Here is an 11728-nt window from a genome sequence, read left to right on the forward strand (position 1 = left end):
AATAAATTTTTACAAGCATATCACAGAGCCCTGAAACAAGCAATGGAAGTTCTATATTTCCGTTATTTCGCCGCGGCAGACCCGCTTTCCGCCGTTTCGAGCAGTTCAACCGCTTTGTTTCGCTGCGGATCTTCCGACTGGAATTTGTCGGTCAGGCGATTCAGGATGCGATATGCGGTCCGGTCGTTCATGTCCCCGGTAACCGGCAGCGATTCCTGCTCTTGGAACGTGCGGACGGCTGCCGCCATGCTCGCATTGTAAATGCCGAAGCCGGCACCGACCTGGTAGCCGATAGCCTGCAGCATCTTCTGCACCGTTACAACGTTGTCGCCGTAATCGCCGACCGTCAGCTTCAGGCCTGCATCCAATCTTGGAAGCAGCGCGTAATCGGGTGCCGCCACCGTAACATTCGGCTCGATGCCCTTCTTATGAATCCATTGGCCGTTCGGCGTCCGCCACTGCGCTTCCGTCAGCTTCAGCACGGAGCCGTCGTTCAGCTGATTGAAGTTTTGCACGATTCCTTTGCCGAACGTCTTCTCGCCGACAACCTGCGCGCCTGCCGTATCTTTGAGCGCCGCAGTCAGTACCTCAGCGGAGCTCGCCGTATGCGAATCCACGAGAATAGCGATCGGCAGCCTCCACGGCTCCTTCTGACTCGATTTATGCGTCAGCACTTGTTTCTCATCCTTATAGACCACTTGCACGATCGTTTTGCCTTTCGGCACGAAGCGGTTCGCGATCTCGATCGTTGGATTCAGCAGTCCGCCGGGATTGCCGCGAAGATCGAGCAGCAGCGACTTCATTCCCTGCTTCTGCAGGCTCTTGACGGCCGCGTCAAATTCCTCTGCCGTCTTCTCGGCGAAGCGGCTGATCGTAATCTCCCCGATTCCCCCTGCTCTCATCTCCGAGGAAACCGTCAGCACCGGCACGTCGCCCCGAATGACGGGAATGGTAAGAAGCCCGCTTGCGCCCGCCCGCTGAATTTGAATGTTAACCGTTGTGCCTGCTTTGCCCTGCAGCAGGTTTTTCAAGTCATCGAACACCAAGCCCTTTACGCTTTTCCCGTCAACATTGACGATGGCGTCTTCTTTCTTCAGTCCGGCTTTGGCCGAAGGAGCGCCCTTAATCAGATTGTCGATGATATACGCGCCGTCCTCTTGACGAATTTCCACGCCGATGCCGACAAAATGATCCTGATAGGATTGCATGTACGCCTCGCCCTTTTCTCCGGAGAGGAAGACCGAATACGGGTCCCCGAGAGAATTCACCATGCCTTCGGAGGCTCCGTCGATAAGCTTCTTGGCATCTGCGCCGTTTAAGTAATCCTTCATAATTTCTTTATAGGAATACGATAAATTGCCGAATGCCTTTTCCTTTATAATGGGATTCTGCAGCACCATGCTGTAGCGTCCTCCCACGAACCCCACTGCACAAACAATAACGATCAGCACGGCCAGCTTAACCTGCCGCCGCTGTTTGACCGCTTTCTCGCCATAAATACTCATACGACACCTCTTCCAAAATGAACCTGTAACCCACTCTATCGCATTCCAAGTGCGGTAGCAAGTTCAGCCGCCGAAAGACAATAAGACTCCCGCCGCGAGCGTAAAGGACCGGCCTTGAGACCTGTCCTTCCGCCCCGCGGGGGAGTCTTGATTAAAGATGCGCCGGTTATTTCCCTAAACGGTACACCAATAGGGTACGTTCCATGCACCTGTTATTGTGCAACAGTCTCCGCCGATAAATTCAGCCAAGCGCGTTCCCCAGGCGTCAGTATGACAGGCAGCGCCTTGACGCTGTCCTGGAGTTCCGCAGGCGTTTGCGGTCCGATGATCGCAGCGACGGGAAACGGCTGGTTCAGCACGTAGGCCAGCGCGATATGATTGGCGGTCACGCCGTATTTGGCTGCAAGCTCGGCTGCTCTGCGCTTACGCTCCCAATTCTCTTCGCTGTAATTGACGCGGACCATATCAGCATCGTCACGCTTCTCCGGCGCGTAGCGGTCCGTGAAGAAGCCGCCCGATTGCGAGGACCACGACAGGATCGGGAGATGGGATTCCGTATGCCACGCTTCATCTTCCGCCGTCGTGGAGACGCACCCCGCCCAGCGCGCTTCGTTCGGCCGCGCAAGACTGAGATTAGGACTGCTGCAGGCAAAGCCGGTCATGCCCTGCTTGGCCGCGTATGCATTCGCCTCGCGAATGCGCGCGACGCTCCAGTTGGAGGCGCCTAGCGCACGGCAGCGGCCTGCGGCAAGCTGGTCGTTCAGCCCTTCCAGAATGTAACCGACATGGACATTGGGATCGTCACGATGCAGCATATACAAATCGATGTAGTCGGTTTCCATCCGTTCCAGCGACTCCACCAGGTCGCTTTGGATGCAGGTTTTCGTCATGCGCGGCTTCTCGTACGGATGCGCGCCTTTGCCAATAATAACAATCTCGCTCCGGTTACCGCGCGAAGTTATCCATTTGCCGATGGCCTGCGCGGAGCTTGCGCCGTAAATATGGCCGCTGTCGATCGTATTTCCTCCCGCTGCCGCATAGGCATCCAGCAGCTCGCCGGAATAATCCATGTCATCCGCCTTCAGCATCATGGACCCTTGAATAAGCTGCGTGATCCCCTGCTGAATGCCTGCTACTTCAATGCGTTTCATTGTCGTCATCTATTCCGCTCCTCTTCCTTAACTATTGCGCTATATTGATTATTATAAATGAGGATTTCGCGTTATAATATCGAAATATATTGCTTCTCATAAAACAATATTGACCTTATTTCCGAAGAGGTGAGCATATCGTGGCCCAGCACCATCTTACACTTCCCCTGCTGCGTAAGGAGCGGTTCTACTGTTTTCCCGAATCAGCCGGCCATTATGAGCCTTATACGAAGCACGAGGTTCGCCGTCCTGCGGGCGTGCTTCAGGAGTTCAATCTGCATCTCATCACCGCGGGCAGCGGCTTTGTCGAGCTCGAGAAAGGACGATTCGAGCTGAAGGCCGGCGACGCTTTTCTTTATTTTCCGGAGGAAAAGCAATTTTATTACGCGCATCCCGATCATCCGTGGGAGATCAAATGGGTGCATTTCTACGGCAGCGGCGTGCAGACCGATCTGACCGAGCGCGGCTTTCACCGTTCCATCGCTTGGCGGCTCCGCACATCGGCCGAGCTGGATGGCCGCATAGACGAGCTGCTCGGCGAAATCGAGCGCCATACGCTTCTGCGGCCCAGCCGAGTCGCCATGCTCATGTACGGGATCGTTGCGGAATTCATCGAGCAGGCGGAGCCAATCTCCGCGGCCGGCGGAAGCGCCTCGGCCGTCGAGCGCATTCTCGCCTTGCTGCCCGAGCTGCAGGCCGCGGCCTCCGAGCCGTTCGACTTGGATGCTTGGGCCGCACGAGCAGCAACAAATCGCTATACGTTCTGCCGGTCGTTTCGCCGCGCCATCGGCCAGACGCCGCTTGCGTTTCTAACGATGTGCCGCATACAGAGGGCTAAGGTGCTGCTCGTGGAGCGGCAGGAGCTCAGCGTCAGCGAAATCGCCCGATTGTCCGGGTACGATACGGCGAGCTACTTCAATAAACGGTTTCAGGAAAGCGAGAACATGACGCCGACCGCATACCGCGGGCAATTCGCGGGAACCGCCGCTTTACGAAGATAACGCTTGTTCCCCCCCTCGATTTTCGTTACAATCAATGAAAATGCATGAGGCTTATAGAGAGAAGGAGCGGAAGAGAATGACCTACAAATTAATTGCCATCGATATCGACGACACGCTGCTTACAGATGATATTCAAGTGACGCCAGGCACGAAGGCCGCGCTTGCAGCCGCCATTGAGCAAGGCGTGTTTGTAACCCTCGCGACGGGCCGCATGTTCCCGTCCGCCAAGAAGATTGCCAAGCAAATCGAGCTGAACGTCCCGATCATCACGTACCAAGGCTCGCTCGTGAAGACACTGCTGGACGAGCAGGTGCTGTACGAACGTAACGTCCCTCAGGATGCAGCTAAGGAATTGATCGCTTTCTGCAAGGCGAACAACGTCTATCTGCAGCTGTACATCAACGACACGCTCTATGTCCGGGAGGACAACAAGTACGCGCGCGATTACTCCGCCTTGGCGAATATCCCATTCGTCGTGGAACCGGATTTCGAATCGCTCATCGCCCAGCCGTCCGCTAAGATGCTCATGATCGACGACCCGGCCCGTTTGGACGAAGTCGCGCTGCAGCTCGCTCCCTTGATCGGCGATCGGGTGCATATTACGAAATCGAAGGCACACTACCTGGAAGTCACGCACAAAGAAGGCACGAAAGGCCATGCGATCGCCTTCATGGCGGAGCATATTGGCTGCACGCTGGATGAAGTCATCGCCATTGGCGATTCCTGGAACGATCATGAGATGATCGAAGCTGCCGGTCTCGGCGTCGCGATGGGCAATGCTCTGCCGAAGCTGAAGGAAATCGCGCAGTTCGTCACCAAATCGAACAATGAAGAGGGCGTCAAGCACGTCATCGATAAATTTATTCTCCAAACGGTATAACGAAGAAGAGCTGCCGCCCGAGCCGAATGCGACCCGAGCTGCGGCTCTTTTTTGTCGGTGTGCTGTCATGTTTCGTTAAATGGACACATACGTCCAAATTGCAAGCAGCAGCGAGGTAATCAGCATCGCAGCTAATGCCTTCAGCACCCCAGCGCCCATATTGCGGAGGCTGACGTTCAGTCCCAAGCCGACCATCGCCATCGTAAGCAGGAACGTCGTAACCATCGTCAGTCCGTTCATGGCGGCAGGCGCCGCATGAATGACCGCTTGGCCCCAGCTACTGCTGCCGAGCAGGCTCATGCCTGCAAATCCGACCAGAAACCATGGATATTGGAGGGGTGCCTGCTCTTCGCCGGCACCGCCTGCACGCTTGCTGATCCGGCGCTGAATGAAGATGAGCGCCAAGCAGAGCGGGACGAGTAAGAAAACCCGGCCTAGCTTCGCCAGCAGCGCGAGTGCCAGCGCGTCTTCACCCGCTGGAGCCGCGGCCAGTGCAGCATGCGCGATTTCGTGCAGGCTCGTGCCCGACCAGGTGCCGTACTGCATCGCCGTCAATCCGAGCAGCGGGCGAATGAGCGTGTACGTGACCGCGAACAGCGTGCCTGCAAGGGCAATCAATCCGGCGCTGACGGCCGTGTCCTCCTCTCTCGCCCGCAGAATCGGCGATACGGCTGCAATCGCCGCCGCCCCGCAAATTCCCGTGCCGATGCCGAGCAGGAGTGACAGCTTCATGTCCGCACGCAGCCACTTAGCCAACAGCAGCGTGACGCCGATTGCGAAGACCACGACGCAAGCATCACGAGCCAGCAATCCCATGCCCTCCTGCAGCACCTGATTAACGTTGAGCTTAACGCCGTAGAGGATGATCGCGAGACGGAGCAGATTTTTGCTGGAGAATTGAATGCCCTGCTGAAGCGAATGGGGATAGCCTAGGAAATGACGATAGAGCACCGCGAGCAAAATCGCGCAGGCCATCTGGCCGGCATAATGAAGCCCAGGCAATTGCGATAACCCGTAGCCTGCGGCCGCAATCGCGAACGTAAAGGCAATACCGCCTATGCGCGGCCTGCATGCGCCCAGCAGCAACGCGAGATAATGAAGCGGCTTGATCGTATAGGGAACTGCCATGCTGAGCCGCCTCCGGTACAAGTAAGATGGTTCCCATTATACTGCCCGGTCTCTGATAATTGAAATCAATCCTGCTGATGAAAAAGATAAAGGATCGTTATGCCTCGTATGCGTTTCTCGTTAACTCGTAGATCGTAACCATTTTGTTACACTCATAACCTATGCATCCACTATAGTAGAGCTATAACAGCCTTTATGGAGGGATTACAGTTGAACCAGCCAAAAAGTAAACATCCCATGAAACGCGCATCCATTGCCGTCTTGAGCACTGCGCTTCTCCTCACCGCATCCGCTCAGCTTGCTTTCGCGGCGGATTCATCCAGCCCGGCTCAGAGCAGCACGACAGCCGTGCAGGTCGTGAGCAATCAGCCGACCGGAGCCGTCAAGCTGACAAGCAAGAGCGTGAAACAATCCACCGCCCTGCTCGAAACGGATTTGAACGTACCCGTCATCAGCGGGATGAAAGACACGGCCTACCAGAATGCGCTGAACGCGAACTTGGCCGCACGTGCCAAAGCCGTCGTAGACGCCATAACAAAGCAGGCCAAGAACGACGCCGCAGCTGCCGACGGCTCCTATGAATTCCGCCCTTATGGCGCGACGATCAAATTCGAGCTGATTTCGGACGGCAGCCAGAACAGCGGTAATGTGATTTCGTTCAAAATGTTGACCTATACCTTTACGGGCGGCGCCCATGGCATAACCGTCGTCGATACGTATAACATTCATAACACGGCGAAAGCATCCCCGATCAAGCTGAAGGAGCTGTTCGGCCCAAGCTACCTGAGCATCATCAATCGTACGGTAAAAGCCGAAATCGCATCCCGGCCTGCCGACTTCTTCAAGGACGCGTTCAAATCCATCACCGATCAACAAGCGTTCTATGTGGAGGACGGCATTCTTTATCTCGTGTTCCAGCAGTACGAGATTGCTCCTTACGCCGCCGGCCTGCCTGAAATTGCGCTGGTCATTCCCGATACCGGCGTAACCGTTCCGGCAGGTATCGCCTCCTTGCCCGTCGTCGCAGATGGCCAGAGCCTACATGGTACGAAGCTCTACACCGCCGCCGGCGGAGTCGTTATGGCACCGCTTCGTCCGCTTGCCGAAGCGCTTGGCTTCAAGCTGGGCTGGAATGCGGCTTCCCGCACATACGAGGTGCGCAAAGGCCAAGCATGGACTTCGCTTACGAAGGGCAAGGACCGCTACGCCGTTACCGATAAGGCTTCCTTTACGCTCGGCGCCGCGCCGGTGCTAAAGAACGGCCAGCTATACGTGCCGCTTGCCTTCTTCTCTAAGGTTTTGAACGCGAAAATCACCTATACGAAGCAAGCCGTGGAGCTCTCGTTGTCGAAATAAGAGGGAGTAAAAGCCCGGAAGCACAAGAATGGCCCTGCCGCTTCATACGGTCAGGGCCATTCTTTATGCCATTTTAAATGCCGGCCAACACTTGGTACCAGACGCCGCGCGGCGAGTAAAGCGTCTTGCGCACATAATCCCAGCCGCCGAGGTACTGAATATCGAACAAATCCACCGGATTAACGTAATTGCCTTTGACCTCTTCCATAACAGTTGGATCAACGGGACGGAAACCGTAATCGGCGAAAATATGCTGTGCTTCCTTCGTGTGCAGATACGCCACGAAAGCGTCCGCTACCTTGCGCGTGCCGTGCTTATCGGCGTTCTTATCCACGACGGCCGCCGGGTTCTCGATCAGGATCGTCGATTTCGGCACGACGACCTCGTAAGGGACGCCCTGCTTAATTCGCGCGAGCAGTTCGTTCTCGTAGGTGACGATGACATCGCCGACCCCGTATTCGAATGCCGCCATGGATGCGCGGCCGCTCTTATCGAGCGATTCCACGTTGTGGTGAATCCGCTCTAGAAATGCTTTTGCATATGCCGGGTCCTTCTTGCCCGTCCTCGCCTCGGATTCCTTCAGGCCCGCGCCGTACATCGCGTTGATGTCCCATTGCGCGCCCCCGGAGGTCTTCGGATTGGGATACAGCACTTTAACGCCTTTGCGGGTCAAGTCCTCCCAATCGTGAATCCCCTTGGGATTGTCCTTGCGAGTGCCGAGTACCGCGATCGAGCGCGTGATCATGCCGTTGTCCCCGGCCTTGCGCCAATCATTCGTAATGAAGCCCGCCTTCTCGATCTTGCCGATATCGCTCTCCATCGCAAGGACCGCCACATCGGCTTCAAAGCCGCCTGCGATGGCGCGAGCCTGCGTGCCTGAAGCTTCATAGGATTCCTGAAATGCCACGGTCTGCCCTGTCTTCGCCTTCCACTGCTTCGCAAACGCGGGAAGCAGCACCGCAAACGCATCCTTCGCCACCGAGTAAGCACCGATGACGAGCGTCACGTCGCCCTTTGCCGCTGCGCCTGGCTGCGCGTCTCCGTTCGCCGTGGTTCCGTTGCCGTCTTTGCCGCAGGCGGCCGTCAGCAGCAGCGTCAAGGAGAGCAGTGCCGTACCCGCGATGCGCCATCCTTTTGTTAGGGTAGGTTTCATAGTGTACACACACTTTCTATTTAGCAAGTTATTGGCTATTAAATATGAATAGGCATGGGATCTTCCTTCAGCTTGTTCTCCATAATCCAGGTGTCGCTGTCGTTAAACAGATACGCGCGGTGAATGAGTACGCTAACCTCTTCGCCCGGCTGCAGCACTTCCTTCTCCAACGAGCGGTAGGTGATCAGCTTGATATCGCCCACCATGACCTCCACCATCCATTCGCTGCCGCGGAAATGCAGATGCTTTACTTTGCCCGGCACCGTCGCGGAAGCGATGCGGAATTCGCTGCGCTTGCCGATCTCGATATATTCCGGACGGATCAGCGCCTGCGTGCCCGGCCAATTGGCGGCTTCCTCGAAGCCCTTCAGCTGCTCCACGCGCTCAACGATCGTCGATTCGCCGATAAAGCTCGCCACGAACTGGGTTTGCGGGTTTTTGTATATATCCCAAGGCGTCCCTTTCTGCTCTAGACGTCCTTTGTTGATAATCATGATTTCATCGGCGACTTCAATGGCCTCGTCTTGGTCATGCGTAACGAAGATCGACGTGATGCCAAGCCGTTCGATCATATCCTTCAGCCAAGTGCGAAGCTCTGTGCGAATCTTGGCGTCAATGGCCGCGAAAGGCTCATCCAGCAGCAGCAGCTGCGGCTCTGGAGCAAGCGCTCTTGCGAATGCGACGCGCTGGCGCTGGCCGCCGGACAGTTGATGCGGATAACGATGCTCGAAGCCCTTCAATCCTGTCAGTTCAAGCAGCGACAATACGCGCTCGCGGATGACTTCCTTGCTTGCCTTCTTCACTTTCAAGCCGAATGCCACGTTGTCATAGACCGTCATATGTTTGAATAATGCATAGTTCTGGAAGACGAAGCCGATGCCGCGTTCCTGCGGAGGCAGGTCGTTCACCCGCTTACCGTGGAATACGATGTCGCCGGCCGATGGCGATTCCAATCCCGCCAGCATGCGCAGAATGGATGTCTTACCGCCGCCGCTCGGGCCGAGAAGGCCGATCAGCTGCCCTTTGGCGATGTCGAAGCTCACGTCGCGCACTGCATGGAAATCACCGAACTGTTTATTTAAACCGCGCACCTCGATATGCATCGTCTAATGCACTTCCTTTCTCTTCTTCGCCCATTCCATAAGCAGCAGCAGCCCTACGGAGAAGGCGGCGAGCACGAGCGCCACGCTGCTGGCCGACGTCACGTCGAAATTCTCAACATCCTGGTAGACGAGCGTTGTCGCCGTCTGCGTCTTGTTCATAATATTCCCGGAAACGACGAGCACAGCCCCGAATTCCCCAAGCGAGCGGGCTACCGTAAGCACGACGCCGTAGATGACGCCCCAACGGATGGACGGCCATGTCACTTTCCAAAACGTATACCACGAGTAAGCGCCGAGCGTCGAAGCCGCTTCCTCCTGCTGCGCGCCGATTTCCTGCAGCACGGGCATGACCTCGCGCACCATTAACGGGAACGTCACGAACAGAGTCGCAAGAATCATTCCCGGCAGCGCATACACGACTTTAAATCCGATATCCTCAAAGAACGCGCCGAGAACGGAAGTCGGTCCCAGCATCAGCACGATCATAAGCCCGCCGATGACCGGCGAAACCGCAAACGGAAGATCGACTATGCTGTTCAGCAGCCCCTTGATCCGGCGGGGCAGCCATGCGGCGCGGACTAGATAGAGTGCCAGCATCACGCCAAAGATCGTATTCAGCAGCGTGACGACGACCACGATCAGCCCCGTCATCATAAGCGCATGCAGGGACTGGGCGCGCGTTAACGCATCCGTAAAGCCGCTCCAGCCGTCTTCCCACGAACCTGTAAAAATCTTGATCAGCGGGGCGATCAGCAAAATCAGAAAGACCAGATAGGTTAATGTAATCCACAGCTTCCTCATTTGTGCTGCCTCCTTGCTTGCAGGAGGTTGACGGCCCCAAGAATGAGAAAAGACAACGTCAATAACAGCACGGAAACGGCCGCGGCGCCTAGCGCGTTATCACTTTCAATTTCGCCGAAGATATAAACCGCCGCGATCAGCGTCTTGCCTGGAATATTGCCCGCCACGAGCACGACTGCACCGAATTCGGCAAGCGCGCGGGAGAAGGCCAGCATGGCCCCGCTTATAATGCCCGGCAGCATGGATGGAAAAATAACGTGAAAAAATGTTCTTGCCTTGGAAGCGCCGAGCGTGTAAGACGCTTCTTCTTCCGATTTATCGAGCTCCTCCAGCAGCGGCTGTACGCCGCGGATGACGAAAGGAAACGTAACGAACACCATCGCCACGATAATAGCTGGCTCGTGAAAGACAATCTGGAAGCCGAGCTTATCAGCCATGCCGCCGACCCAGCTGTTCGGTCCTAGCAGCAGCAAAATCATCAAGCCGCCCACTGCAGTCGGCAGCGCAAACGGCAAATCGACCAAGCTGTTCAAAACTCTGCGCCCCGGAAACCGGTAGCGAATCAGCACCCAACCAATCAACGTGCCAAGAATCACATTCGTGGCCGCTGCAATAACGGACAGTTTAACGGTGAGAAGTACGGCTTCCCACGCCAGAGGGTCCGAAATGCTTTCCCAGAAGGGAAGCCAGCCAAGTTTAAACGATTGCGAGTAGATCCCGATAATCGGCAGTACAATCAGCAGAATGAAATAGAGCATAATCGTGCTGCGAAAACCGAAGCTCCACAAGCGGCCGCGCATTATGAAATTCAAGCTGAGTTACCTCCCGACGCTTTCCTTGAGGAATCGCGTAGTCCAATTTGTAATCCCTATTATTTTACTTGGTATTAATACTTTAGCAGAGGGCAGAACGTCTAGTCAATCCTTATTATTCGAAGTAAACTAGTCTTTTTGCCAAACGGCAAACACCCCGGCGCTTGGAATCGCCGGGGTGTTTGCTGTCATGAAGGCCGATGATTATTCGCCTTCAATATAATATTTATCTTCGCCGATGCTGATCCGCGCCTGACCTTGCGTCAAATCCGTAATCCAGGCTGCAAATCGCTCCGCCTCCCGCGCTTCGGGCAAGCACGCGATTACAACCCGATCCGAGAATGCCGTATCGCCGATCCGTACGTTTCGCGCGTGAAATTCATTCTCGAGCTTGCCGTACCACGTATAATCGACATCGACAATGACTTCGCGGTGGAGCAGCTTCGTGATCGGTTCGGCTGCTGCAATGGCCGTGACCGCTCCGTCCGTATACGCACGAATCAGCCCGCCTGCTCCAAGCATAATACCGCCGAAATAACGGGTTACGACGATGACGACATTTTTAAGGCCTTGGTGCTTAATGACTTCCAGAATCGGTTTGCCCGCCGTTCCGCTCGGCTCGCCGTCGTCGGACTGCTTCTGGCATTCGTCGCGCTCGCCGATGACATACGCCGAGCAGTTATGCGTCGCGTTCCAGTGAAGCTTCTTCAGTTCTTCAATGAACGCGACCGCTTCCGCTTCGGAGGCAACAGGCTTGCCGTAACCGATAAACCGCGATTTCTTGATTACGATTTCCTGGCTCCCCTGCTGGCGCAGCGTCCGGTAGCTATCTAACATG

General features: G+C 55.8%; 11 protein-coding genes. 3 read left to right on the forward strand and 8 right to left on the reverse strand.

The window, feature by feature from the left end; all coding sequences use genetic code 11:
* Positions 1 to 62: 62 nt before the first annotated feature.
* Positions 63 to 1505 (reverse strand): S41 family peptidase, encoded by a 1443-nt coding sequence (locus KXU80_RS13265; protein WP_219838672.1) that lies wholly within the window; start codon positions 1503 to 1505, stop codon positions 63 to 65.
* 212 nt (positions 1506 to 1717) lie between these two features.
* On the reverse strand, positions 1718 to 2665 hold the full coding sequence (locus tag KXU80_RS13270; RefSeq protein WP_258171379.1) for an aldo/keto reductase: 948 nt from the start codon (positions 2663 to 2665) through the stop codon (positions 1718 to 1720).
* A 131-nt stretch (positions 2666 to 2796) separates the two neighbouring features.
* Here KXU80_RS13270 and KXU80_RS13275 point away from each other — a divergent pair, with 131 nt between their 5' ends.
* The gene (locus KXU80_RS13275) at positions 2797 to 3657 is read left to right on the forward strand and encodes a helix-turn-helix transcriptional regulator (RefSeq protein ID WP_219838673.1); all 861 of its coding nucleotides are present in this window, start codon (positions 2797 to 2799) and stop codon (positions 3655 to 3657) included.
* A 76-nt stretch (positions 3658 to 3733) separates the two neighbouring features.
* Entirely contained in the window at positions 3734 to 4537 is an 804-nt protein-coding gene (locus tag KXU80_RS13280) for a Cof-type HAD-IIB family hydrolase (RefSeq protein WP_219838674.1), read from the forward strand.
* Between the two features lie 75 nt (positions 4538 to 4612).
* Here the strand turns inward: KXU80_RS13280 and KXU80_RS13285 are convergent, their stop codons facing one another.
* A complete protein-coding gene (locus KXU80_RS13285; RefSeq protein ID WP_219838675.1) occupies positions 4613 to 5665 on the reverse strand; it encodes a YeiH family protein in 1053 nt (350 codons plus the stop codon).
* 210 nt (positions 5666 to 5875) lie between these two features.
* Here KXU80_RS13285 and KXU80_RS13290 point away from each other — a divergent pair, with 210 nt between their 5' ends.
* On the forward strand, positions 5876 to 7021 hold the full coding sequence (locus tag KXU80_RS13290) for a stalk domain-containing protein (RefSeq protein WP_219838676.1): 1146 nt from the start codon (positions 5876 to 5878) through the stop codon (positions 7019 to 7021).
* A 73-nt stretch (positions 7022 to 7094) separates the two neighbouring features.
* Here KXU80_RS13290 and KXU80_RS13295 read toward each other — a convergent pair whose 3' ends face one another.
* The 5 genes from KXU80_RS13295 to KXU80_RS13315 form a co-directional block, all read right to left on the reverse strand.
* Complete coding sequence (locus KXU80_RS13295) at positions 7095 to 8174, reverse strand: sulfate ABC transporter substrate-binding protein (protein ID WP_219838677.1); 1080 nt, start codon at positions 8172 to 8174, stop codon at positions 7095 to 7097.
* 38 nt (positions 8175 to 8212) lie between these two features.
* A complete protein-coding gene (locus tag KXU80_RS13300; protein WP_219838678.1) occupies positions 8213 to 9277 on the reverse strand; it encodes a sulfate/molybdate ABC transporter ATP-binding protein in 1065 nt (354 codons plus the stop codon).
* Positions 9278 to 9280: 3 nt separating this feature from the next.
* Positions 9281 to 10078: a sulfate ABC transporter permease subunit gene (locus tag KXU80_RS13305; protein WP_219838679.1), complete on the reverse strand. Its 798-nt coding sequence runs from the start codon at positions 10076 to 10078 to the stop codon at positions 9281 to 9283.
* Positions 10075 to 10878: a sulfate ABC transporter permease subunit CysT gene (gene cysT / locus KXU80_RS13310; RefSeq protein ID WP_374987787.1), complete on the reverse strand. Its 804-nt coding sequence runs from the start codon at positions 10876 to 10878 to the stop codon at positions 10075 to 10077. Before cysT ends, KXU80_RS13305 begins: the two co-directional genes overlap by 4 nt.
* Positions 10879 to 11094: 216 nt before the next feature.
* Positions 11095 to 11727, reverse strand: a complete 633-nt coding sequence (locus tag KXU80_RS13315; protein ID WP_219839026.1) for a YigZ family protein — start codon at positions 11725 to 11727, stop codon at positions 11095 to 11097.
* Position 11728 lies beyond the last annotated feature (1 nt).

It is taken from the genome of Paenibacillus sp. R14(2021) (assembly GCF_019431355.1).
GTDB lineage: Bacteria > Bacillota > Bacilli > Paenibacillales > Paenibacillaceae > Paenibacillus_Z.

Excerpts from the sequence above, each read along its gene's own strand:
- KXU80_RS13265 (WP_219838672.1), bottom strand. The coding sequence starts at position 1,505 with ATGAGTATTTATGGCGAGAAAGCGGTCAAACAGCGGCGGCAGGTTAAG.
- KXU80_RS13270 (WP_258171379.1), bottom strand. The coding sequence starts at position 2,665 with ATGACGACAATGAAACGCATTGAAGTAGCAGGCATTCAGCAGGGGATC.
- KXU80_RS13280 (WP_219838674.1), top strand. The coding sequence starts at position 3,734 with ATGACCTACAAATTAATTGCCATCGATATCGACGACACGCTGCTTACA.
- KXU80_RS13285 (WP_219838675.1), bottom strand. The coding sequence starts at position 5,665 with ATGGCAGTTCCCTATACGATCAAGCCGCTTCATTATCTCGCGTTGCTG.
- KXU80_RS13295 (WP_219838677.1), bottom strand. The coding sequence starts at position 8,174 with ATGAAACCTACCCTAACAAAAGGATGGCGCATCGCGGGTACGGCACTG.
- KXU80_RS13300 (WP_219838678.1), bottom strand. The coding sequence starts at position 9,277 with ATGCATATCGAGGTGCGCGGTTTAAATAAACAGTTCGGTGATTTCCAT.
- KXU80_RS13305 (WP_219838679.1), bottom strand. The coding sequence starts at position 10,078 with ATGAGGAAGCTGTGGATTACATTAACCTATCTGGTCTTTCTGATTTTG.
- cysT (WP_374987787.1), bottom strand. The coding sequence starts at position 10,878 with ATGCGCGGCCGCTTGTGGAGCTTCGGTTTTCGCAGCACGATTATGCTC.
- KXU80_RS13315 (WP_219839026.1), bottom strand. The coding sequence starts at position 11,727 with ATGTTAGATAGCTACCGGACGCTGCGCCAGCAGGGGAGCCAGGAAATC.